Consider the following 24,091-nt stretch of genomic DNA (forward strand, 5'->3'; position numbering starts at 1 on the left):
TAATAGGTTTTATGACTGAAGCAAAGTAATAAATGCCATTTCAGAAAGAATAGTAATACCTAATTTTGTGGCTTTTTCTAGTTTTGCAGGTCCCATATTGTCTCCTGCCACAATATAATCTGTTTTAGATGAAATGGAGCTTCCTACTTTACCGCCATTATCTTCGATTGCTTTTTTGAGATCATCTCTAGAAAATTGTTCAAAAACGCCAGAAACAACAAAGGTTTTTCCTGAAAATTTTGTGGTAGCATTAGGATTCACCTTTTCAACAATCTCCAATTGGACACCTTTAGTTCGTAATCGTTCAATAATCGCAATGTTTTCATCATTACCAAAAAAATCAATAACACTTTTGGCAATACGTTCTCCAATTTCATCCACCAAAATTAAATCCTCAAGACTCGCTTGCTCTAAAGCAGTTATTGTTTTGTAATGTTTGGCTAATTTTTTAGCTACAGTTTCACCAACAAAGCGAATACCTAATGCAAACAAAACGCTTTCAAAAGGGATTTCTTTCGATTTAGCCACGCCATTAACTAAGTTTTCAGCCGACTTTTGTGCCATTCTTTCTAAAGGCAAAATTTGTTCAATCGTTAAATCATACAAGTCTGCATAATTGTGGACTAATCCATTTTTAAACAACAAAGCTACCGTTTCACCACCAAGTCCTTCGATATCCATAGCTTTTCTTGAAATAAAATGCTGTATTCTTCCTATAATTTGAGGTGGACAGCCATAGAAATTAGGGCAATAATGATTGGCTTCACCTTCTGAACGCACCAAGGACGTTTGACACTCTGGACAAGCTGTTATATAGCAGGTAACTTCAGACTTTTCAGGACGCTTCTCTAAATCTACGGCAATGATTTTAGGGATAATTTCACCTCCTTTTTCTACAAAAACCGTATCACCAACACGAATATCTAATTTTTCAATTTGATCGGCATTGTGTAGCGAAGCTCTTTTAACAACAGTTCCCGCTAATTGTACCGCCATTAGATTGGCTACTGGCGTTATCGCTCCCGTTCGACCCACCTGATACGATATAGATTCTAATATAGTTGATACCTGTTCGGATTTAAATTTATAGGCAATTGCCCAACGAGGTGATTTAGCAGTGTATCCCAATTCTTCTTGGTACTGCAAGTTGTTAACTTTTATAACCACTCCATCCGTTTCATAAGGAAGTTGATGGCGATGCACATCCCAATACGAGATAAACTCAAAAACTTCTGCTAAATTTTTGGCTAATTTCGCCTCTTTTGGTGCTTTGAAGCCCCAGTCTCTAGCTGTTTGGAGACCTTCAAATTGTGATTGAAAAGGAAAATTATTGCCAACTAACGAGTACAACAAACAATCTAATGGTCTTTTGGCAACCTCTGCACTATCCTGTAATTTCAAGCTACCTGAAGCTGTGTTTCTGGGATTTGCGAACGGAGTTTCTCCTATTTCAATCAATTCTTGGTTCATTTTTTCAAAACCAGCAAAAGGCAAAATAATTTCTCCACGAATAGCAAAATATTCTGGATAATTCCCTTTTAATTGCAATGGAATTGACTTAATCGTTTTAATATTATTGGTAACATCGTCTCCCTGAAAACCATCTCCACGAGTAACAGCTTTAGATAACTTCCCATTTTCATAAGTGATACTGATGGAAGCGCCATCATATTTTAATTCACAGCTATAGTCAATAGGCACATTGCCTAAAACTTTCTGAATTCGAGTTTCCCAATCCAGTAAATCTTCTTTAGAATAAGAATTATCTAAAGAATACATACGATAATCGTGAACCACCGTTTGGAAGTTTTTAGTAATAGCACCTCCTACTCTTTGTGTTGGAGAATTGGGATCAAAAAATTCTGGATGTGCTAGTTCTAACTCATGAAGTGCTTTTAACTTTTGGTCAAATTCGAAATCCGAAATTTGAGGTTGATCCAACACGTAATAGTTATAATTGTGTTGGTCTAATTCGGAGCGTAACTGCTGAATCGTATCTTGAATATTCATGAAATAAAAATGGCTATTTTAGTTGTTCAAATAAGGTACTAAAATAGCCAATTTATACTTTATAAAATAGTTTTACGATTCTATAATTGTATTAATTTGATTAAACAATTGACCATCACTAAGAAAAGCCCCTTGTTGAATCAATTGAAACAAGGAATAATTTCGTTCCTCGGTAAATACTTTTTTGCCTACTTTCATTTCGATGGTTTCAGTGAACATGTTATCAGAAAGCCATTGTACCCCTTCTTTGGTCAAAAAGTCAACTTCAGGCACTAGAGCTTTCAAAACAATCGATTTTACTTCCGTATCAAAGCATTGAAATAGAAAAATATGATTTTTTGAAAAATGTTCCAAAAATTCCGCTTTAGTTAGTACACCTTCCCAAATTAAATCAGAGAAAACGTCTAATTCTTGTTCAGCAACTTCTGGTTTTTCTTTTTTAATGGTATCCCATTCCGCTTTATCAATAGATTGAGTTGCCAAAAAAGTGGTAAATTCTTGATGCAATTCTTCCAATTGTTCCTTTGTAAGTCTTGTATATTTCATTTTATAAAATTTAAACAAAAAAGTCTGTAGTTTTTGGATAAAAAAAATCCCGATTTCGTTGCTTCAACGTATCGGGATTTAAAGTATTTTGGAGATTAAAATTATGCTTTCTCAGCAACAATTTCGTATGCTACTTCAACAATTACGTCTCTGTGTAAACGAACAGTAGCAAAATATTTACCAGTACGTTTTACAATACCACTAGTAATAAATTTACGATCAATCTCTTGACCTGCAGCAGCTAAAGCAGCAGCAATATCAATGTTTGTAATAGATCCGAATAATTTTTCACCACCAGCTTTTGCAGCAATTTTAATTTCTAATGCTTTTAATGCTTCAGCAGTTGCTTTTGCATCAGCCACAATTTTAGCTTCTTTGTGCGCTCTTTGTTTTAGGTTTTCAGCTAATACTTTTTTCGCAGAAGAAGTTGCCAAATGAGCAAATCCTTGAGGAATTAGGTAATTACGACCGTATCCATTTTTAACGTTTACGATATCGTCTTTAAATCCTAAATTTTGAACGTCTTGTCTTAAAATAAGTTCCATGTTGTTGTCCTTAAATTGCAGAAGTTAGGTTTCATTTGAACGAAAACCAACAACTAATTATTTATATTATTTTAGTAAATCGGCCACGTATGGCATTAAAGCTAAGTGACGTGCTCTTTTTACAGCCACAGAAACTTTTCTTTGGTATTTCAATGAAGTACCAGTTAAACGACGAGGTAAAATTTTACCTTGCTCGTTTACAAATTTCAATAAGAAATCAGCATCTTTATAGTCAATATATTTGATACCTGATTTTTTGAAACGACAATACTTTTTAGTTTTGTTGATTTCGATGTTTAAAGGTGTAAGATATCTGATATCTCCGTCTTTTTTTCCTGAAGCAGATTGTTGTAATGTTGCCATGATGATTAAGCTTTAGTAGATTTAAGTTTTGCTCTTCTTCTTTCAGCCCAAGAGATAGCGTGTTTGTCTAAAGTTACAGTTAAAAAACGCATTACACGTTCGTCACGTCTAAACTCAGTTTCAAATGGCAAAAGAACTTCACCAGCTACTTTGTACTCGAACAAATGGTAAAAACCACTTTTTTTGTTTTGAATTTCGTAAGCCATTTTTTTAAGACCCCAATCTTCTTTCGATACCATTTCAGCTCCTCTACTAGTAAGAAATTCTTCAAATTTGCTTACTGTTTCCTTTACCTGAACCTCAGATAAAACGGGATTTAAAATGAAAACAGTTTCATAATGATTCATAAATAATATATTTATATGTTAAATTGGGCGCAAAAGTAATCTTTTTATTTTAACCTACAAGCCTAAAATTGAAATAATCGATAAAAAGCAAAATACACGCTTTAAAATTTGTTTTTGATAGTTAAAAAAAATATATTTACCTAACCAAATCATAAACTTTTACAATATGAAACTAAATTGTGTCGTAGTAGATGATAGTTCCATACAAAGAATGATCATTTCCAAACTTGTGAATAACCACCAACACCTACATCTAATTGGTGATTTCTCAAATGCGATTGAAGCCAAAAATTGCATGTCCATTCATTCCGTAGATTTAATTTTTTTGGATATTGAAATGCCTGTGATTTCAGGTTTTGATTTTTTAGACGGATTAAAAACAAAACCTCAAATTATATTCATCACTTCAAAGGCTGAATATGCCATGAAAGCTTTTGATTATGATGCTACCGACTATTTACAGAAACCTATAGCTCTAGAACGTTTTAATGCTTCGGTAAAAAGAGCTATTGATATGCACTTGTTAAAAACAGAAAATAAGGAAGAAGAAGGTGAACATATTTTCATAAAAAGCAACCTTAAAAAATTAAAGATTTTTGTTTCTAAAATTAAATGGATTGAAGCCTACGGAGATTATGTCAAAGTTGTAACTGAGGAAGAAAGCAACTTGGTACTTTCAACTATGAAATCGTTTGAAAATGATTTAAGTAAAAATAAATTTGTTCGCGTACACAAGTCTTTTATTGTAAATATTGATAAAATTGATCGATTCAATAGCAAATTTGCTGAGATCGGTGTAACTAAAATTCCATTGAGCAGAAATAAAAAAGAAGATTTAATTAAAGCTCTATCTATGAGCTAAAAGTACTCTTTAATAAAAATCAACATTGACCACAACACGAATAGCTCTATATTGCGCTACTGCTTCGAAGCTATTTAAAATTTTTGAGAGTGTCTTTTTTGTAGTACCAATGGACTTATTCAATGGTATTTTAATCATTATTGTTCGGATATACTCATTTCTTATCCTGTTAATAGCTGGCTCTTCTGGTCCTAAAACTGGAATATCCAACGTCTGACTCGTCACTTGATACAACCACATTGCACCTTCTTTAAGTTTATCAAAATCACGATGTTTTAAAGTAATCTTTATCAATCTATAATAAGGAGGGTATTTATAGATTTGTCTATCATACAATTGCTCTTTGTACATAGCTTCAAAATCATTTTGAGTCACTTGCTGAATCGTGTTATGCAAAGGATTATAAGTTTGTATGATTACTTTTCCTTGCTTATCCGAACGCCCTGAACGTCCTGCAACTTGTGTCATCATTTGAAAACTTCTCTCAAAGGCTCTAAAATCAGGATGATACAACATGGTATCAGCGTTCATAATACCAACCAAACTCACTTTTTCAAAATCAAGACCTTTGGCCAACATTTGAGTACCCACTAATATTTCTATTTCATGATTTTTGAAACTATCAATTATTTTTTCAAATCCATATTTTCCTCGCGTAGTATCCTGATCCATTCGACCGATTTTAGCCTCTGGAAACAGTTCTATCAATTCCAATTCAATCTGCTCTGTACCAAATCCTTTGGAAGTTAAATCGATACTCGAACAGGAATAACAATTGGTAGGCTTGCCCATCGCATATCCACAGTAATGACAACGTAATTGATTTTTAAATTTATGAAACGTTAGACTCACATCGCATTGCGGGCATTGTGGAATATGGCCACAGGTAAGACACTCAATTACAGGCGCAAAACCACGTCGATTCTGAAATAGAATCACTTGTTCTCCCAGTGACAAAGCCAAACTAATTTCTTTGATTAAAGTATCACTAAAATGCCCCTTCATGCGTTTACGGAAGTAACTATCCTTCAAATCCACCAATTCAATAATTGGCATTGGCACTTTACCAAAACGCTCCTTTAGCGTAACAAGGCCATATTTAGCGATTTGAGTATTATAATACGTTTCTATACTAGGCGTAGCCGATCCCAAAAGAACTTTGCATTTATGGTAATTAGCTAATACAATTGCAGCATCACGTGCATGAAAACGCGGAGCCGGATCAGCCTGTTTAAAGGTTTGTTCGTGTTCTTCGTCGATTATAATAGCCCCTAAGTCTTGAAATGGCAAAAAAAGTGCCGAACGCGCTCCAATTATTATTTGTGCATTTGTAGACTGTTGCAATACATTTTGCCAAACTTCAATGCGTTCGTTATTATTGAATTTGGAATGGAAAACTGCTATTTTATCACCAAAATACAAACGCAAACGTGTCACCAATTGCGTGGTTAAAGCAATTTCTGGTAACAAAAACAATACTTGCTTATTTTGTTCTAAAATAGTTTCGATCCATTTGATGTAAATTTCAGTTTTACCACTCGCTGTAACACCATGAAGCAAACAAACTTCTTTTTGCAGGAATTGATTTTGAATCGCTTCGAAAGCAGCCAGTTGTGTATCGCTTAAATTCCAATTTTCAAGGTTTAATCCTGCTTTATATACCAAACGATCCTGCTGTACCAAATATTCTTCAAATATTTCTTTGTCGATCAAAGCTTTCACAGTAGCTGTGGTCACCTTAGCCGATTCGCACAATTGCTTTATGGCTATTGGTTTTTTCTCTTTAGCATTCAATTGAAAATAATGTAGCACAATTTCTTTTTGCTTACTAGCATTCTTAAGCAATCCCAATAAATGCTCCAAACCTCCTTCAATATTGTATTTCGAATGCAATCGAACATAACGAACTAATTTGGGCTTGTAACTTTCTGAAAATTCTTCTTCAAGTACAAGCATATTTTTATCGATCATTTTTTGAATAACAGGCAGAATGTTCTTTTTATTCAAAATAGAAACAATATCATTGATTTTTAAGGTACTTTGTTGCCGCAAGGCTTGATATACTAAATACTCTTCATCCGAAAGTTGCCCTTCTTCGATATTGGAATCTAACTTAGCCGTAACAACCGTCTCACTTTCTAAGAGCATAGCACTCGGCATGGCGTTTTTGTATACTTCTCCAATACTGCACATATAATAATTAGCTATCCAAAGCCAATGCTCAATTTGAATGGCAGTCACCACTGGCTTATGATCTAAAATTTGATGAATTTCTTTGGCCTGATATAAGATAGGCTCATTGCGATGTAACTCGATAGCAATAGCCGTGTAGATTTTACTTTTACCAAAAGGCACCGCCAATCGCATTCCTTTTTTTATGAAATGGTATTCGGTTTCCGAGACTTGATAGGTAAAGGTTTTAGCTAAGGCTAATGGCAAAATTACTTCAACAAAAAACATGGGATACTTGGTTTTGTCAAGCGACAATTTTTGAATGGTTACTGTATTGGGCTAGGCATCAAAAATAATAAAAAAATTACCCTTGTAACTACAATTTCAAAGCAGAATCTGAAATTGTAGCTACAAGGGCATTATTGTAATTGTAAAAACTATTTTACTCTATGCCAGTATTGTGTTCTTCCGATTAAAGAAAAACCAATATAACCTCTTACTTTTAATTTATCTTTTCCTTCTAAAGTAATAAAACATTTGTATTTCTTTCCTGTTACTGGGTCAGTAATACTACCTCCGTTGAATTCATCAGCGTCTTTTTGAAGCCCTTTGACAATAACCATTCCTAAAACAGGTTTGTTTTTTTCATCACCTGTACACTCTGTACATAGCTTGTCTTTTTTTTGTGGGTCAAGAATATCCACAATTTTACCATAAATCTTGCCTGACTTTTCGTAAACCTCAACAATAGATTTTGGCTTACCCGTTTCGTCATCAATAGTTTTCCATTTCCCTACAACAGATTGACTTTGTACAGCACTAACAAAACTAAAACCAATACTGATGGCTAAAAGAATACTTTTTTTCATTTTTTTCATATTTGATTTATAATCGCTCTATAACTTTCTTATTTTATGAAAATTTTTATTTCATTTCAGTTTTTCTTTTAAACCAAAAAACTGAATAATAAAAAGTATATAGCTTTTAAATAGCACTCAAAAATAACATAGTTTGCGATATTTATTATGCAACTATAACGTTTTTTATGAATTAATTTGTTTTCTATGGGACTGAATAATGGCATTGAGCTCAAAACCAAGCAAAAGCAACATGCAATTGATCCAAATATAAAACATCATAATAAGCAATGTCCCAATAGATCCGTACAATTCATTGTATTTAGAGAATTTTACCACCCAAATTCCAAAACCATATGAAGAAATTATGATAAGAATAGTAGTAAAAACAGCGCCAATCGAAATAAACTTAGGCTTATGTCGTTGTTTTATTCCAAATCGCAATAATATACATGTAGTAAATAAAATCATTAATGATAAAAAGATGTAACGTCCCATTTGAATCAACGGTATATTATCACTTAAAACATCTTGAATTTTAGTCTGTTGAATAAACACCTCAAAAACTACTATAATTGCAACAGTAAAGAGTAACAAAAAAGAAAGAAAAAGCGACATTCCCAGCGCTACTACATATTGGTCAAACACTCCCCTTTTTTCAGTAACATGTTTAGATTCCTCAAACCCGCCCAAAATAGCACTTAAACCATTTGCCATTAAAAATATCGACAACAAAAAACCTGTTGACAATAAGCCTGAATGACTGTTATTTAAGATATCATTAATAATTCCTGCAATAGCATCATAAGTATTAGGTGGTACACTTTGCTCTACAAAGCGCAAAAAATCCTCTTGAAAACCTTCAATTGGAATAAACGGAATCAAGTTCAAAATAAAAAGAGCAAATGGAAAGAGCGCCATGAAAAAACTAAAGGCAATAGCACCCGCACGTATATTAAGTTTTCCATTCAAAAGCCCAACAATATAGGAATGCAAAAAATCATACAGTGACACCTCTTCCAACCAAAGTAATTTTTGATTTTTCAAGAAAAATATCAGCTTTTTTACAAGGACATTTTGTTTTACTTTATTCTTAATCAGAATTTCTAAAGGAATCTTCTTAGTTGAAATCATTAGGTTTGGATTACTATCAAATGGCTTTTAAACTCAAATCCATATTGTACACGGAGTGCGTCAACGCTCCAGAGGAAATAAAATCTACTCCACAGGCCGCATATTCGCTAATGGTTGTTTCGTTGATATTTCCTGAAGATTCAGACTGACATTTGCCGTTAATCATTGCCACTGCTTTACGAGTATCTTCATAATTAAAGTTATCAATCAAGATTCTATAAATACCGTCAGACTTTAAAATTTCTTCAATTTCGGCTAAATCTCTGGCTTCTACAATAATTTTTAAATCTAAGTTATTTTCCTTTAAATACACTTTTGTCTTATCAATGGCTTTTGTGATACCTCCGGCAAAATCGATATGATTGTCTTTGAGCATAATCATATCATATAAAGCAAATCGATGGTTCACTCCTCCCCCAATGGTTACTGCCCATTTTTCGGCAGCACGAAATCCTGGTGTTGTTTTACGAGTATCTAATATTTGAGTTTTTGTACCTGCTAATAAACGAACATAACTGTTGGTTTTCGTCGCAATGGCTGACATACGTTGCATAGTATTCAACACCAAACGTTCTGATTTTAATATCGATTGTGAACTACCCGATACGTGAAAAACCACATCACCATAGCGCACAGGTGTTCCGTCTTGTATAAAGGTTTCTATTTGCAAGGAAGGGTCAACAAAATGAAAAATCATTTCAGCCAATGCTACACCCGCGATTATCCCATCTTCTTTTACTAGTAATTTTGCTTTCCCTGTGGCCGATGCTGGAATACAAGCCAAGGAACTGTAATCCCCTGGGCCAACATCTTCACGAATACCATTGGCAATAAACAATTGTAACTCTTGTTGAAACTGTGCTTCTGAAATCATTCTCTTATTTTTTTGTGGTGCTAAATTAATCAAAAACGATGGCAAAAGCTAGTCTAAAAACCAAAATAAACTATCAAAATTCCTCGAAAAAAAACCAGCAAAAACAAGGGTTTTCATTAGGACTCCAACTTTTTTCAAATCCTTCATTTTCACAATCTTCTGAATTAAGGTTTTTATTCAATCAAATTAAAATAATAAATTTTTATTGTTTATCAATAAATTTTTATTATTTTTGAATCAATAAACCAAAAAAACAAACCGTTATGGAAATCAGAATTAGCACCGAACAGTTACTCAAAATTCTATTTTATGTAGCCCTTTTTCTTTTTGTTGGCATTTGCATTGAGTCGGGAATGTACATTTTTAATGGCATTTACACCTTCACCATCAATTCATACAACGCCAATTTTTTGAGTCTAAAAGCACTCTATCAATTTGACCCTGGACATTATGGAGTAGTAATGCTGCTTTTAAGTATCGTTACCACCTTAAAAGCCGTACTCTTTTTTGTTATCGTAAAACTATTGCACGATAAAAACCTGAACCTTTACCAGCCCTTTAGTACAAAAATGTATCATTTTCTCTTAACCTTAAGCGGTTTAAGTGTGGTAATCGCCTTTTTCTCTTATTACGGTCTCAACTACTTGAAGTGGTTGCAAGAAAAACCCATAAGCCTTCCTGACTTGAGTACATTCGCAGTAGGCGGAGGCGATGTTTGGTTTTTTATGGGCATCATCTTATTTCTGATAGCAAAAATCTTCAAAAGAGGTATCGAAATCCAGTCCGATAACGAATTAACCATATAATTATGCCTATAGTAGTCAACCTAGATGTAATGATGGCCAAAAGAAAAATGTCCCTCAACGAGCTTTCCGAAAAAGTAGATTTAACGCTCTCCAATCTTTCGATTTTAAAAACAGGCAAAGCAAAAGCCATTCGTTTCAGCACCCTCGAAGCCCTCTGCAAAGCCTTAGATTGCGAGCCAGGCGATTTACTTGAATATAAAGAATAAATCAGTTGAAAAACACAAATAAATTAAAAAAATTAACCACATAGAAGAATCATAGACAAACACTAAATAAGTAAAGAAACCAATAGAAACAGCACTATTTCACACATAGAATAGCTATGTGAATAGTAAAACGTCTATTTGTCCTTTTAAAAACTTATACTATAAATTAGTGTTCATTAGTGTTATTTGTGGCAGAAATTTTAAAAGAAGCTACCCTGCTTTTTTAAATTTTTAACACCGCATGAATAGAGAAATAGTACCTTTGCAAAAAAATTGAAAGATGTCAAATAGTTACATAGGATACCATTTTAGTATTGAACCCAAAGAACTAGGTTCAGAAATTCTAATTGCCGAGTTAGGCGAAAAAGCATTCGAAAGCTTTACAGAAACCGAAAAAGGAATTGATGCCTTCGTTCAAAAAGACCTTTGGGACGAGAACATATTAGATGGTATTTTTATTCTACAATCCGAGGAATTCAAGATTAGCTATACCTTCGAAGAAATCGAACAAATCAACTGGAATGAAGAGTGGGAAAAAAACTTTGACCCCATTGATGTTGATGGAAAATGTCATGTTCGCGCCCCTTTTCACCCAAAAACCAATGCCGAATTTGATATTCTCATCGAGCCCAAAATGAGCTTTGGCACAGGGCATCACGAAACCACACATATGATGATTCAGCACCTACTCGATATGGATGTTGCGGGTTTAAAAACACTCGATATGGGATGCGGAACAGCAATCTTGGCCATTTTAGCCGAGATGAAAGGAGCCCAACCTATTGACGCCATTGATATCGACAATTGGTGCTATTTGAATTCTATTGAAAATGCAGAGCGTAATAATTGTAAACACATTAGCGTTTACGAAGGAGACGCTGCTTTACTTGCTGGCAAAAAATACGATTTGATTATTGCCAACATCAACAGAAACATTTTGTTAAACGACATGCAAAGTTATGTAGACAGTTTGAATGCAAATGGAATTATTTTGTTCAGTGGCTTTTATGAAGAAGATATTCCATTCATAGACGCTTCTTGCACTGAAAAAGGATTAACTTTTGTAAAAAAACTTCAACGAAACAACTGGGTTTCTCTAAAGTATAGTAAGTAACCATCATACACCATTTATAGTATCAAAACACAGCATTATGAGTACTAAAGAAAAAGTAAGAGAAAAAGTCAATATCAAGGAATTGATGGGACTCAACAATGAAATTATAGTATACAATGACGATGTAAACACCTTTGATCACGTAATTGAGACTTTAATTCGAGTTTGCGACCACACCCCTGAACAAGCAGAACAATGTTCGTTAATCATTCACTATAACGGAAAATGTACTGTAAAAACAGGCCCTTATGACAAATTGAAACCGCAATGCACTAAACTTTTGGCAGCGGGTTTGAACGCAGAAATAGTCTAAGAAAAAAACTTTCATAAAAAAGCAGAATTATCAATACAATTGGTAGTTCTGCTTTTTCTTTTTTATATATTTGGTAAAAAAAAAGTACTTTATGGAAGAATACGGCAAAATATTGGTATTTGTAATGCCCATGTTTTTACTACTCATTGCGATTGAAAAAATTTACGGTCATTTTAAAGGCGAAGACACTGCTCCTTATATGGATACGGTTTCGAGTGTCAGTTCTGGAATGACGAATTCGGTCAAAGATGTTTTGGGGATTAGTATCTCTATACTTACCTATGAATGGCTTGAAGCTCATATTGCCTTATTTCATTTAGAAGCTAGTGTTTGGGCGTATATCATTGCTTTCATTTGCATTGATTTTTATGGGTATTGGTCGCACCGATGGGCGCATCAAATTAATTTTTTATGGAACAAACACGCTATTCATCACAGTAGTGAGGAATTCAATTTGGCTTGTGCCCTGCGCCAAACCATTTCAAGTTTTGTCAATCTCTTTACGTTTTTGTTGATTCCTGCCGCAGTTTTAGGAGTTCCCTCAGTCGTAATTGCCATTACCTTACCCATTCATCTGTTCTTGCAGTTTTGGTACCACACCAAACACATCAAAAAAATGGGCTTTCTAGAAAAAATCTTGGTTACACCTTCTCATCATCGTGTGCATCACGCCATCAATCCAGAATATATCGACAAGAATCATTCCCAAATCTTCATTTTTTGGGACAAACTCTTTGGTACCTTTCAAGAAGAATTGGATGCAGTGCCTCCTGTTTTTGGGATTACCCGACCAGCACAAACTTGGAACCCCATTAGAATTAATTTTCAGCATTTAGGATTGTTGATTTCGGATGCGTGGCGTGCTGAAAACTGGAAAGACAAACTCACCATTTGGTTCAAACCAACAGGTTGGCGTCCCGAAAATTTTGAAGAAAAATATCCCGTTACTAAAATTAGCGATGTGTATCATTTTGAAAAGTATGGCACACAGCATTCTAAAAAACTAATGTATTGGTCTATTTTTCAAGCCTTGGTTACTTTGCTTTTAATTACCTATATGTATGATTCTATAGGTACGATTGGCTTACCGCACGTATTTGTATATGGTGCCTTTATCTTTGTAACCGTATACAGTTACACAGAATTGATGGATGCCCGAAAAACGGCTGTCTTTTGGGAGGCTTTCCGATTCCTTTTTGCTATGGGCCTTCTCTATTTTTATGGCGATTGGTTTGGTTTAACCAATTTACTACCCGTGAGCACCTATATTTTAATTGGGTATTTTTCGATTTCACTTGCTATGAGCATTTACTTTGTGGCTATTGATTTTGAAAAAGAAAAAATAGCACTCGCCTAGTTGCCTCAAACTTATTCTAAACTAATTTAATTTCCATTCCGTAGTCGTATAGACTGCTAATTACTTCTTGTGTCTTATGAAAGCGAACACCATCCTCAACAGTTACCTTATTTTTAGCATACTATACTTATTATTACCTTTTATTGGATCAGATACAATTAACTGGTATTTGAAACCCTTTTTATTGCCCTTTTTGCTAGTAACTGTTCTGATTTCTGCTGATTTTCAAGGCAAAAAATTATTGCTTAGCGCTTTGTTGTTTTCTTGGATAGGAGATATCATTTTAATGTTTGCTGACAAAGCCGAAATTTATTTCATTTTAGGATTGGTTTCGTTTTTACTTTCTCATATCCTATACATTGTCCTTTTTAGTAGACAACCCAAAACAGCAATGAAAGGTAATTCCGTTGCTTTGTACTTAGGAACTATCCTGATTCTTGGTTACTTTTTTGGAATGGTTGGTCTATTGTTTCCGAAATTAGGCCCTTTGCAAATTCCTGTGATGGTATACGCAGCTGTTATTACTACAATGCTCTTTGTTGCTTGTAAAGGAAGTTTGACTTGGGAAAAACCAGCAGCTTTTTCAATCCTAGCAGGTGCTATTTTCTTTGTGCTTTCGGACAGCATTTTGGCTATTAATAAATTCTACCACCCCATAGCTCAATCTGGTTTTTGGATTATGAGCACTTACATCTTGGCACAGTACCTTATTGTTTCAGGCATACTTCGATTGAATAAAAAAAGTAGTCTTTCCTAATCAGAAAAGACTACTTTTTAAAAATTATAAAAACGATTTTATAAATTAATGAGGTAATTTATCTTTAAATACCCCGTATAAATAAGTTCCCAACAAAGCTCCAATCAGCACTACACTTACAGGTAAAAAACCAGCACCCAACAAAATAAAAATAGGTCCTGGACAACAGCCTACTAATGCCCATCCTAATCCAAACAAAATTCCACCAACCCAATAACGGGTATTCCCATTTTCTTTATCTGGAACACTCATAATAGTGCCGTCAATATTTTTCACATTAAAGCGTTTTACCAATTGCATCCCTATCAATCCAGTAGTAACAGCAACGCCAATTATGCCATACATATGAAAGGATTGAAAGTGAAACATTTCGTAAATGCGGTACCACGAAACAGCCTCAGATTTGGTTAATACAATTCCAAACAAAAAACCAACAAATAAATATTTTAAAGCTTTGATCATAACGTAATTATTTTAAAAGTAAAGGCAATAGTAAATGCGCCATAATAAGTCCTCCAATAAAGAAACCAATTACTGCTTTGAGCGAAGGCAATTGCAAAGTACTCAATCCTGTAATGGCGTGTCCTGAGGTGCAACCTCCAGCAAATCGAGAACCAAAACCGATTAAAACCCCTCCTAAAAGCAAAATAGCTAATCCCTTAGGAGATTCAAAAACAGACGGACCAAAAAGAGCATCAGGCACTAATTTTCCCTCAGGAGCATCGATTCCTAATGTTGCCAATTGCTCAATGGTTTGAGGATTAATAGCTACGTTTGTCGGAGCGCTCATATAATGTACAGCCACAAAACCCCCAAGCATAGTTCCAAGAACTACAACTAAATTCCACCGTGTTGATTTCCAATCAAAATCAAAGAAGGGCACTTTTTTCCCGGCTCCGGCCAAAGTACACAAGGAACGAAGATTAGAAGACATCCCGAACGTTTTTCCCAGAAAAATCAAAGTAAGCATAACCATGCCAATAACAAAACCTGAAAAATACCAAGGCCATGTTTGAAACAAAAAATCCATAAGTTCTATTTTAAATTTCTGCAAAGATAAGACGCTTTTTGCGCTAAACCTTGCGATATACTATAATGGATTAAAAAACATCAATACTAATTTTGATTATATCTTCATCAAAGTTTTATATTTGCTTCAAAAACTCTTTTGAAATTTACGTCAAACTATTTCAAAATAAAATTCATCGCTATGAAAAAAATCTTCGGGTTGCTGATCAGTATTTTACTCTTTACATCATGCCTTAGTACCAAATCAACTCTTGAGAATGTAGATAATAATGCACCGGCTCTGAAACTTTCTAAAAACAATACATTTATCATAACAGCATTTAGTAAGGATAAAAAGTACGGATATGACAAAAATTTCCCCATTAACATTTATTATCACGGTACTAAAAATGACACCATCAATCAAAAACGCTATTTAGACGCTTTAGCTGGGCCTAAAGGAGAGGCAATAATGTATAAAAAACTAGAAAGCTGTTGTCCGTTTCCTTCGAAAAATTCAGAGATGGGTGCCGGATTTTTAGATGTTTATGAAATTAAATGGGAAGGCCAAAAAAAACCTATCCTTCTTTATATGAACATATACGAGAAAGGTCATTTATTGGTTCCAATGGGATTCAGACTAAAAACAACTAATTAATAGTTTAGTCCAAAAAAAACTTGATTTCAGATTCATTTTGAATAATGAAGTCCAAAAAACTATTTTCTTAAAAATTATCTAAAATCGCAAAACCTATTTACCTTTGCAAAAAAAATATAACATGAACATACATCATATTCCTCAAATTAAACATACTGAAAGTGGTAACTTCTTTGTACTAGCTGGTCCTTGTGCCATTGAAGGAGAAGAAATGGCTTTGCGTATAGCAGAACGCTTAGTTGGTATCACTGACAAATTACAAATCCCATACGTATTTAAAGGTTCTTTCAAAAAAGCCAACCGTTCTAGAATTGATAGTTTTTCTGGAATTGGAGACGAAAAAGCTTTGAAAATTCTTCAAAAAGTATCTGAAACTTTTGGTGTTCCAACTGTAACTGATATTCACACCAATGAGGATGCGGCTATGGCTGCTGCTTATGTAGACGTGTTGCAAATTCCTGCTTTTTTAGTTAGACAAACGGACTTGGTTGTGGCTGCTGCCAAAACTGGAAAAGTAGTCAACTTGAAAAAAGGGCAATTCATGAGTCCAGAGAGTATGAAGCATGCCGTACAGAAAGTATTGGATTGCCAAAACGAAAATGTAATGGTTACAGACCGCGGAACTATGTTTGGGTATCAAGACATGATTGTAGATTATAGAGGTATTCCAACAATGCAGCAGTATGCTACAACGGTTTTGGATGTTACGCATTCTTTGCAACAACCTAACCAAACCGCTGGTGTAACTGGAGGTCGACCAGACATGATCGAAACTGTTGCCAAAGCTGGAATTGCTGTAGGTGTAGATGGCATCTTTATTGAAACTCATTTTGATCCAGCTAACGCTAAAAGTGATGGAGCTAACATGTTGCATTTAGATTATTTTGAAGCCTTAATGACCAAACTGGTAGCTATCAGACAAACCATCAATCAATTTTAATTTTTTTTATTTAATAGCCCCTTGAAAACATCGTATTATTATTTCGTTCTTTTTTTAACGACAACTATTGCCTTTGCACAAGAAAACACTACAGAAAGATACACTGCTCACAATAAAGGAAAGTTCTTTATTTCGTGGGGAGGAAACAGAGAATCCTACAGCAAATCGGATGTTACCTTTACTGGTAAAGATTATCGTTTTACGGTAGCGGATATGCGAGCTCATGACAAACCCAAAGGTTGGCATATCGATTACATTAACCCTACCAAAATGACGATTCCACAAACGAATTTGCGTTTGGGTTATTTTTTCTCAGATCATTACAGTGTGGCTATTGGGGTGGATCATATGAAATATGTTATGACTCAAAATCAGACGGCTAATGTAACAGGGCAAATAAACGGACCTATTCACAATGACATATATAATAACACTCCTGTTGATTTTTCAGATGAATCATTTTTAACATTTGAACATACTGATGGTCTGAATTATATCAATACCGAAGTTTCTCGTCATGATGATATTTCTAAGTTATTCAAAATTGGAAATACCGATAAAATTCAAATTAACTTGACAGAAGGCATTGGTTTTGGGGTATTGTATCCAAAAACAAACACACAATTACTAGGCAAAGAACGTTATGATGAATTTCATTTAGCAGGATTTGGAACTTCTATAAAAGCAGGTTTAAATATTACTTTTTTTAAATATTTCTATGTCCAAGGAGAATTAAAAGGCGGTTATATCAATATGAACGATATTCGTACCACCATTAATCCTGAGGATAGAGCCTCGCAAGATTTCTTCTTTTTTCAGAGAATCCTTGCTGTAGGAGGAAAATTTAGAATCTAAATTTTTACCAAAAAATCATAAAAAAAATCTCCCGAAAAGGAGATTTTTTTTTTTACACAGACCTAAGTTAGAATACTATCACTTCAATAGAATGATATTTATTAAATGATTACAATACAATCAATTTATTCAAAATTATAATTGATTTTGGCTAAAGCCCTTTATATAACTCATTTTAATGAATGGGCTAAAGCCCATTCCTCCATAAAAGGAGATTTTTTTTTAGTACAATGTCATTGCTTCGGTAATTACAGCTAGTAAAATGTCGTGGTCTATATTTTCTAGGTTAAAATAACGCAGCGATTTTACCGTATTTCGCTTCTCCCCAATCAAATGGGATTGATTTTGTTGCAATTGAAAACCTTTGGCAAAACCCAAATCGACAAATCCTTTCTTGTGATTGGGAGCGAGATAGCAAAAGGGGTTCTTTTTATAATACACATAAGGAATGCCCCATTTGAACAACACTTCACTTTCGGGCAGTTGTTGCTGAATCACCTGAAGTAAATGCAACATAATACTCTGGTACAAGTGCGGCTGATTAAAAATATAGGCTTCGGCGGGTTTCATCTTATAATCCTTTTTGATCCATCAAAAATAACAAAGAAGCCATAGTAGCTGCTCCCAATTCCAATTCTCTTTTGTTGACAGCATCAAAGGTATCGTTTGCCGCGTGATGGTAATCAAAATAGCGTTGAGAATCGGGTTTGAGTCCTGCTTTGACGATATGTTTGGATGACAATGGGCCAATATCAGTTCCGCCATGTCCTTTTACAAAACTATGAATCAAATAAGGTTCAAATAACCCTTTCCAACTGCTAAATTTAGCAAACTCCTCGTCATTGCATTCGAATGAGAAACCTCTTGGCGAAAACCCTCCCGAATCACTTTCGAGTGCAAAAACGTGATTTTCTTTATTGGTTTGTGCCAATTCTGCATATTTTTTCCCTCCGCGATTGCCATTTTCTTCATTCATGAACAACACTACACGAATCGTATTTTTAGGTTTATAATTCAGCTGCTTCAAAATGCGTAAGGCTTCCATACTTTGCACCACTCCTGCTCCATCATCGTGCGAACCATCGGCCAAATCCCAAGAATCCAAATGACCGCCCACTACCATGATGTTTTCGGGGGTTTCGCTTCCTTTGAGTTCGCCCACCACATTATAAGACAACACATCGGCCATTTGTTCACAGGATTGCTTAAAATAAAATTGCAGTTGTGGGTTTTCTTTTAACTTCTTGCTTAACAACTCCGCACCATTGGTACTGATGGCTGCTGTAGGAATCCATTGCGCTTGCGGTAAGTCGCCATAACTTTGGTTACCAGTATGAGGAAAATCATCTAAACGTAAATTCATAGAACGCACAATCGTTCCCACAGCACCATATTTTGCCGCTTCTCTAGCGCCAGACGAACGCTGATCTACACAATGTCCATAAGCATTAAAGGTTTCGATATATTCTGCCTCCATCGGGCGGTTGTAAAAAACAATTTTTCCTTTTAAAGCCGTTCCCAAGGATTCTAGTTCTTTGATACTATGCACTTCGATTACGGGAGCTAGTAAGCCCTTTTTAGGCGTGGCTACCGAACTGCCCAAAGCACAAATAGGCACTTCAATTTTGTTTTTGCCATCTTTGATATAAGCGGTTTCTTTTGCACCACGCACCCACTTTGGCACCATTACTTCCTGCAAAAACACTCTATCTAACCCTAAGGCTTCTAATTGTGCTTTGGTGTATTGTACTGCTTTCTCGGCATTGTCAGAGCCTGATAAGCGGTGTCCGATTTGGTTAGAAAGATAGTCCAGCCATTGGTAGCCTTGCCCTTTGGTCAATGCGGATTGGTAAATGGCTTTGAGTTGAAACTCCTCTGATGATTGCGAAAAAACGACTCCGCCAAGGCTTAGCAATAGGGCTGTAAAAAAAGTTTTCTTCATAGTTTTAGGTTGGTCTTGGAACATTATAGTTGGTGGCAATTTCGGGAAAGTTTATGAAATATTAGGTAGGTTGTTTAAAGTTTAATTGGTTAATTGTTTTTGGTTCAGGGTTTATGAATTTATAAAATTGTTTAAGGTTTAAGGTTGTTTAAAGTTGCTTAGATGTTTAAAGTTGTTGTGGGATATCGGTTATCGGTTTTTTTCAAAACTTCTTATGAAAAAGAGTCGTGTCCCCTAGCCCCGATCGCAGCGGCATCCTTTTTTACAAAAAAACCTAGTAGTGGGTTACTACTAGGTTTTTTTGTGAAAAAGATAGAGCGGAGAGCGGGACGACGTGTGTGGTGCTCCGCCTGCGTCTGCTCCTAAAAATTAAGGCAGTGGTTCGAAACTAATGGCGGTTCCTCCCCCAGCGGCTAATTGCAGTTTGAGCTTGCTAGCCGATGTTACCACTTGTGTTTTGATGGTGTAAGCGATTGGGTTTTTCTCCCAATGTGCATTTTTGGCGTCTTCATAGATGATGACTTTGTATTTTTTGCCTTTGGTTAGGAAATCCAATTTGATTTCGGTGGTTCGGGCATTTTCATCGGTGATGGCGCCTAGGAACCAAGTGTCTTTGCCTTTGGTTTTTCTGGCCACGGTAAGATAATCGCCGGGTTCTGCTTCTAGATACAAACTCTCGTCCCAATCCATCGCCACGTCTTTGATGAACTGAAAAGCATCGGGATATTTCTCGTAGTTTTCAATCAAGTCGGCCGCCATTTGCAAGGGAGAATACATCGTTACGTACAAGGCCAATTGCTTCGCCAAAGTGGTGTGCACTTGCTCGGTTTTGTTTTTATCGTAGTAGCTCATTTTGATTTCAAAAATCCCTGGGGTGTAATCCATAGGGCCGCCCAACTGACGCGTGAAAGGCAAAATGGTTTCGTGTGCTGGCGGATTTCCGTTGCTCCAAGCGTTGAATTCGTTCCCACGAGCCGATTCGGCCGCGATGTAGTTGGGATAAGTACGGCTGTAGCCTGTTGGGTGCGAACATTCGTGTGAGTTGACCATCAACTTGTTATCGGCAAAGCGACGCGCCACAAAATTAAAGTGATTCACCATTGCTTGTCCGTCGTGGAATTCACCACGCGGAATGATTTTGCCCACATAGCCTGTTTTGGCCGCAGGATAGTCGAATTTCTTCATCAAATCCAATGCGCGGTCCAAGTGGCGTTCGTAGTTGCCCACAGAACCCGAAGTCTCGTGATGCATGATCATTTTTACGTTTTTTGCTTTGGCGTAGGCTGAAACTTCTGCCAAATTAAAGTCAGGATAAGGTGTCGTAAAATCAAAAACATCTTCTTTCCAGTTGCCTACCCAGTCTTCCCAACCTACGTTCCAACCTTCGACCAATACGCCATCAAAACCGTGCTTGGCAGCAAAATCAATATAGCGTTTGGTATTTTCGGTAGTTGCGCCGTGTTTGCCTGTTGGAATTGGATTGCCCGCAGCATTTTGCGCATTTTGAGAACCCGCGTAATCCCAAGTCGATTTCCCCACGTGCATTTCCCACCAAATCCCCACATATTTCATTGGTTTTATCCAAGAAGTATCTTCGATTTTAGAGGGTTCGTTTAGGTTCAAAATCAATTTGGAACTCACAATTTTTCTAGCGTCATCGCTGACCATAATCGTACGCCAAGGCGAAACGCAAGGCGCTTGTAAATAAGCTTTGTCGCCAATGGCGTTGGGTACCAAATTGGCTTTTAGCGTGAACTTTTGCACATTGGCATCCAAATGCATCACGGGATAATTCACCACTGCTGCCTCAAAAATATTGAGATACAGCCCTGAAGGCGATTTCATTTGCAAAGGCGTTTGCACCGTGTATTTTCCAGGAATCGATTTCACGCCAATTCCGTTGTTCATGTTCAATTTTTCGTTGTCAATTTCGGAGAATTTCGTTTCGTTGTACACGTATTCATTGCTATCAAAATCCCCTGGCAACCAAAAAACCTTATTATTTTCGGTTAAATTGAATTCCGTTTTCTCGTCTGAAATGATAAAATAGTTTAGGTTTTCTTGTTTTGGGAAATCATAGCGAAACGCCACCCCTTCGTCAAAGGCTCTAAAGACCAAATTGAGTTTTACCTTTGAATCTTTATTTAGTAAAGAAACGATCAATTCATTGTAGTGATTCACGATTTGGGCTTGTTCACCTAATACCGGTTTCCAAGTTTCGTTGACCGAATTAGTTTTTGTATCAATAATTTCAAAATGATTGACCAAACCTTGTTTCTCTTTAAGACTTATTCCTAAAGCACTTTGTACTACAACGGGTTTATTTTTGTAGCTCACCGCATAGGTCGGTTGGCCATCGGGCGTAAGTTGAAATGAAAGCGTCAAAGTTCCAGTAGGTGATTTTACAGATTGTGCAGTAATTGTACTTATCCAACCCAAACAAAGTAAGAATACTATTTTTTTCATGGTATTTAATTTAGATAACTTTAAAATTAAGTAAAAAAATGGTGCTACAAAACTAAACTCTTCGCTACAAGGTTGTAGTTGGAGAATTCGTTCTAATTATAACATATTTTTCACGTTTGGATGAGAGGAAGAAAGTACAAACAAAAACACAGAATAAAAGGCTAATTGTTCACGTTTTAGGAATGCCTGTTTCATTTGCTATAAACAAAAAAGCCTTTCCAAGATATTTGATAATGGTAGAGGCGATGAAAGACTCATAACCCGTTTTGGGTACGGCTAAATCCGCAGTCAAACCATGGATAAAAACGCCCAAAATAGCTGCATCTATTGGTGAGTAGGATTGTGCTAGCAAACTGGCTATGATACCCGTAAGCACATCACCACTTCCTGCTGTTGCTAAAGCTTGATTGCCTGTGGTGTTTTCATAAAATTCTTGCCCAAATACAACTTGTGTTGGTCCACCTTTTAGTACTAAAATAATCTGATAACGTTGTGCAAATGCTCTCGCTTTAGTTACCTTTTCTTCCTGATTACACCAGCTTCCAATCAATCGTTCTAATTCTTTAGGATGAGGAGTTAGGATGGATTGTCGAGGAAGTAACGTTAACCATTCGGGATTTTGTGCCAAAATATTGATCGCATCTGCATCGACGACCAAAGGGCTTTTTTGCTTAACAAGAAAGTCATAAAATGCTTTTTGCGTTTCTAGTGCTTGTCCCAAACCAGGACCGATGGCGATGGCATTGGGTTGGAAATCATAATGCATATCAGAAAGATATTTTTTGTTTACATCCGTTAGTACCATCACTTCGGGGTTTGAAATTTGGATTATTTCGTAGCCACATTTGGGAACAAATGCCGTTACCAAACCACAACCGGTACGTAAAGCTGCACGAGAAGCTAAGGTAATGGCTCCAATTTTCCCATAACTTCCACCAATCAATAAAGCATGTCCTTGCAGTCCTTTGTGGGTGTCATGCAAAATGTCTTTATATCGCTTTCTAGCTTCAAATTGATCAATATAAATGGGTAACCGCATAGCTTAAATTTTACTTAAAGGTACAAAAATGACACAGCAGATTACTATTAAACAGGATTTAAAGCAATATAATGCTAAAAAAAGTGAACATAATTTACACCAGTACTCATGAATTGAGATTCTACCTCGATAAAAAAAGTAAAACACAAATTACAGTAATCCAGACAGATTTAAAAAAATATATAAAAGTACGAAGATGCAGTTACTTTCTAATTATTTGTATTTTTACGAGAAAGGTATTTGTTACCATTTAGCGAAATGACAAGTTTTGTTAGTTCACTTAGCTCATTTGTAACTGCAATTATTTGCTATGGCAGCAACTATCGGGACGAAGCAAAAGATACAGCGAATAGCAAGATTCGTAGCATCCAGACTTCAACAAAGAGCTTACTAAATCAAACCAAATACTGCTATTTATTAAAAAACACAGAAATCAATGAGTCATCAAATTACCACGCAAATCGCTCTGCACTTAAAGCAAGCTTACTTTGGAGGCAACTGGACCACATCGAATTTTAAAGATCAGGTTTCGAATGTTACATGGCAAGAGGCTAATTTAGCTATTAAAAAAGGTAATAGCATTGCCAAACTTTTGTTTCATTGCAATTACTATATTAATGGATTGATACCAGTTTTGCAAGGTGGAACGTTGGATATTAAGGATAAATTTAGTTTTGAAAGCCCAGTGCTTACTTGTGAAGCCGATTGGGAGCAGTTAAAACAAAAATCATGGGACGAAGCGGAGCTTATTGCCTCCTTAATTGAAAAATTGCCCGATAGCTACCTTTTTGACGATTTTGTGGAAGCAAAGTATGGCAACTACTACCGCAACTTCCATGGATTAATAGAACATTGTCATTATCACCTTGGTCAAATAGCCATAATTAAAAAAGAAATTAAACAATAAAAGAAGGCAGTGA

The 24,091-nt window shown here is 35.6% G+C and carries 26 protein-coding genes; 11 read left to right on the forward strand and 15 right to left on the reverse strand.

Annotation, left to right across the window (positions count from 1 at the left end; translation table 11 throughout):
* Nucleotides 1-9: 9 nt before the first annotated feature.
* From ligA to rpsF, 5 genes are all read right to left on the reverse strand, one after another.
* The gene (gene ligA, locus AO58_RS0112875; protein WP_024982094.1) at nucleotides 10-2,010 is read right to left on the reverse strand and encodes an NAD-dependent DNA ligase LigA; all 2,001 of its coding nucleotides are present in this window, start codon (nucleotides 2,008-2,010) and stop codon (nucleotides 10-12) included.
* Between the two features lie 72 nt (nucleotides 2,011-2,082).
* Nucleotides 2,083-2,556, reverse strand: coding sequence for a DUF6495 family protein (locus AO58_RS0112880; RefSeq protein WP_024982095.1), 474 nt, complete (start codon nucleotides 2,554-2,556; stop codon nucleotides 2,083-2,085).
* 101 nt (nucleotides 2,557-2,657) lie between these two features.
* Nucleotides 2,658-3,101: a 50S ribosomal protein L9 gene (rplI, locus tag AO58_RS0112885; protein ID WP_024982096.1), complete on the reverse strand. Its 444-nt coding sequence runs from the start codon at nucleotides 3,099-3,101 to the stop codon at nucleotides 2,658-2,660.
* Between the two features lie 66 nt (nucleotides 3,102-3,167).
* Nucleotides 3,168-3,464 (reverse strand): 30S ribosomal protein S18, encoded by a 297-nt coding sequence (gene rpsR / locus AO58_RS0112890; protein WP_024982097.1) that lies wholly within the window; start codon nucleotides 3,462-3,464, stop codon nucleotides 3,168-3,170.
* Between the two features lie 5 nt (nucleotides 3,465-3,469).
* Nucleotides 3,470-3,811, reverse strand: coding sequence for a 30S ribosomal protein S6 (gene rpsF, locus AO58_RS0112895; RefSeq protein WP_024982098.1), 342 nt, complete (start codon nucleotides 3,809-3,811; stop codon nucleotides 3,470-3,472).
* A 166-nt stretch (nucleotides 3,812-3,977) separates the two neighbouring features.
* Here rpsF and AO58_RS0112900 point away from each other — a divergent pair, with 166 nt between their 5' ends.
* Entirely contained in the window at nucleotides 3,978-4,673 is a 696-nt protein-coding gene (locus tag AO58_RS0112900) for a LytR/AlgR family response regulator transcription factor (RefSeq protein ID WP_024982099.1), read from the forward strand.
* 9 nt (nucleotides 4,674-4,682) lie between these two features.
* Here AO58_RS0112900 and priA read toward each other — a convergent pair whose 3' ends face one another.
* The 4 genes from priA to nadC all read right to left on the reverse strand — a co-directional run bounded on the left by priA (nucleotide 4,683) and on the right by nadC (nucleotide 9,710).
* Nucleotides 4,683-7,133 (reverse strand): replication restart helicase PriA, encoded by a 2,451-nt coding sequence (gene priA, locus AO58_RS0112905; RefSeq protein ID WP_024982100.1) that lies wholly within the window; start codon nucleotides 7,131-7,133, stop codon nucleotides 4,683-4,685.
* A 149-nt stretch (nucleotides 7,134-7,282) separates the two neighbouring features.
* A complete protein-coding gene (locus tag AO58_RS0112910) occupies nucleotides 7,283-7,714 on the reverse strand; it encodes a DUF2147 domain-containing protein (RefSeq protein WP_024982101.1) in 432 nt (143 codons plus the stop codon).
* A 174-nt stretch (nucleotides 7,715-7,888) separates the two neighbouring features.
* Nucleotides 7,889-8,836 (reverse strand): YihY/virulence factor BrkB family protein, encoded by a 948-nt coding sequence (locus AO58_RS0112915; RefSeq protein ID WP_024982102.1) that lies wholly within the window; start codon nucleotides 8,834-8,836, stop codon nucleotides 7,889-7,891.
* A gap of 16 nt (nucleotides 8,837-8,852) precedes the next feature.
* Nucleotides 8,853-9,710, reverse strand: a complete 858-nt coding sequence (nadC, locus tag AO58_RS0112920) for a carboxylating nicotinate-nucleotide diphosphorylase (protein ID WP_024982103.1) — start codon at nucleotides 9,708-9,710, stop codon at nucleotides 8,853-8,855.
* A 263-nt stretch (nucleotides 9,711-9,973) separates the two neighbouring features.
* Between nadC and AO58_RS0112930 the strand changes: the two genes are divergently transcribed.
* The 6 genes from AO58_RS0112930 (at nucleotide 9,974) to AO58_RS0112955 (ending at nucleotide 14,263) form a co-directional block, all read left to right on the forward strand.
* A complete protein-coding gene (locus AO58_RS0112930) occupies nucleotides 9,974-10,516 on the forward strand; it encodes a DUF2975 domain-containing protein (protein WP_024982105.1) in 543 nt (180 codons plus the stop codon).
* A 2-nt stretch (nucleotides 10,517-10,518) separates the two neighbouring features.
* A complete protein-coding gene (locus tag AO58_RS0112935) occupies nucleotides 10,519-10,722 on the forward strand; it encodes a helix-turn-helix domain-containing protein (RefSeq protein ID WP_024982106.1) in 204 nt (67 codons plus the stop codon).
* 280 nt (nucleotides 10,723-11,002) lie between these two features.
* Nucleotides 11,003-11,836, forward strand: a complete 834-nt coding sequence (gene prmA / locus AO58_RS0112940; protein WP_024982107.1) for a 50S ribosomal protein L11 methyltransferase — start codon at nucleotides 11,003-11,005, stop codon at nucleotides 11,834-11,836.
* A 37-nt stretch (nucleotides 11,837-11,873) separates the two neighbouring features.
* On the forward strand, nucleotides 11,874-12,149 hold the full coding sequence (locus AO58_RS0112945) for an ATP-dependent Clp protease adaptor ClpS (protein ID WP_024982108.1): 276 nt from the start codon (nucleotides 11,874-11,876) through the stop codon (nucleotides 12,147-12,149).
* Nucleotides 12,150-12,240: 91 nt separating this feature from the next.
* The gene (locus AO58_RS0112950; RefSeq protein WP_024982109.1) at nucleotides 12,241-13,506 is read left to right on the forward strand and encodes a sterol desaturase family protein; all 1,266 of its coding nucleotides are present in this window, start codon (nucleotides 12,241-12,243) and stop codon (nucleotides 13,504-13,506) included.
* Between the two features lie 76 nt (nucleotides 13,507-13,582).
* Nucleotides 13,583-14,263 (forward strand): lysoplasmalogenase, encoded by a 681-nt coding sequence (locus AO58_RS0112955; protein WP_024982110.1) that lies wholly within the window; start codon nucleotides 13,583-13,585, stop codon nucleotides 14,261-14,263.
* A gap of 45 nt (nucleotides 14,264-14,308) precedes the next feature.
* On the opposite strand, the gene AO58_RS0112960 is transcribed toward AO58_RS0112955, so the two are convergent.
* Both AO58_RS0112960 and AO58_RS0112965 read right to left on the reverse strand, forming a co-directional pair.
* The gene (locus AO58_RS0112960) at nucleotides 14,309-14,722 is read right to left on the reverse strand and encodes a DUF6691 family protein (protein ID WP_024982111.1); all 414 of its coding nucleotides are present in this window, start codon (nucleotides 14,720-14,722) and stop codon (nucleotides 14,309-14,311) included.
* A 10-nt stretch (nucleotides 14,723-14,732) separates the two neighbouring features.
* Nucleotides 14,733-15,293 (reverse strand): YeeE/YedE family protein, encoded by a 561-nt coding sequence (locus tag AO58_RS0112965; protein ID WP_024982112.1) that lies wholly within the window; start codon nucleotides 15,291-15,293, stop codon nucleotides 14,733-14,735.
* A gap of 180 nt (nucleotides 15,294-15,473) precedes the next feature.
* Here AO58_RS0112965 and AO58_RS0112970 point away from each other — a divergent pair, with 180 nt between their 5' ends.
* The 3 genes from AO58_RS0112970 to AO58_RS0112980 all read left to right on the forward strand — a co-directional run bounded on the left by AO58_RS0112970 (nucleotide 15,474) and on the right by AO58_RS0112980 (nucleotide 17,724).
* Entirely contained in the window at nucleotides 15,474-15,929 is a 456-nt protein-coding gene (locus AO58_RS0112970; protein ID WP_024982113.1) for a hypothetical protein, read from the forward strand.
* 121 nt (nucleotides 15,930-16,050) lie between these two features.
* Nucleotides 16,051-16,869: a 3-deoxy-8-phosphooctulonate synthase gene (kdsA, locus tag AO58_RS0112975; protein ID WP_024982114.1), complete on the forward strand. Its 819-nt coding sequence runs from the start codon at nucleotides 16,051-16,053 to the stop codon at nucleotides 16,867-16,869.
* A gap of 21 nt (nucleotides 16,870-16,890) precedes the next feature.
* Nucleotides 16,891-17,724 (forward strand): hypothetical protein, encoded by an 834-nt coding sequence (locus tag AO58_RS0112980; protein ID WP_024982115.1) that lies wholly within the window; start codon nucleotides 16,891-16,893, stop codon nucleotides 17,722-17,724.
* A 222-nt stretch (nucleotides 17,725-17,946) separates the two neighbouring features.
* Here the strand turns inward: AO58_RS0112980 and AO58_RS0112985 are convergent, their stop codons facing one another.
* From AO58_RS0112985 to AO58_RS0113000, 4 genes are all read right to left on the reverse strand, one after another.
* Nucleotides 17,947-18,294: a DUF1801 domain-containing protein gene (locus AO58_RS0112985; protein ID WP_024982116.1), complete on the reverse strand. Its 348-nt coding sequence runs from the start codon at nucleotides 18,292-18,294 to the stop codon at nucleotides 17,947-17,949.
* Between the two features lies 1 nt (nucleotide 18,295).
* A complete protein-coding gene (locus tag AO58_RS17275) occupies nucleotides 18,296-19,666 on the reverse strand; it encodes a M20/M25/M40 family metallo-hydrolase (protein ID WP_035717813.1) in 1,371 nt (456 codons plus the stop codon).
* Nucleotides 19,667-20,035: 369 nt separating this feature from the next.
* On the reverse strand, nucleotides 20,036-22,132 hold the full coding sequence (locus AO58_RS0112995) for a glycoside hydrolase family 97 protein (RefSeq protein ID WP_024982117.1): 2,097 nt from the start codon (nucleotides 22,130-22,132) through the stop codon (nucleotides 20,036-20,038).
* 169 nt (nucleotides 22,133-22,301) lie between these two features.
* On the reverse strand, nucleotides 22,302-23,171 hold the full coding sequence (locus tag AO58_RS0113000; RefSeq protein ID WP_024982118.1) for an NAD(P)H-hydrate dehydratase: 870 nt from the start codon (nucleotides 23,169-23,171) through the stop codon (nucleotides 22,302-22,304).
* Between the two features lie 436 nt (nucleotides 23,172-23,607).
* Between AO58_RS0113000 and AO58_RS0113005 the strand changes: the two genes are divergently transcribed.
* The gene (locus tag AO58_RS0113005) at nucleotides 23,608-24,078 is read left to right on the forward strand and encodes a hypothetical protein (protein ID WP_035717803.1); all 471 of its coding nucleotides are present in this window, start codon (nucleotides 23,608-23,610) and stop codon (nucleotides 24,076-24,078) included.
* The last annotated feature ends 13 nt before the right edge of the window (nucleotides 24,079-24,091 follow it).

It is taken from the genome of Flavobacterium succinicans LMG 10402 (assembly GCF_000611675.1).
GTDB classification, from domain to species: domain Bacteria; phylum Bacteroidota; class Bacteroidia; order Flavobacteriales; family Flavobacteriaceae; genus Flavobacterium; species Flavobacterium succinicans.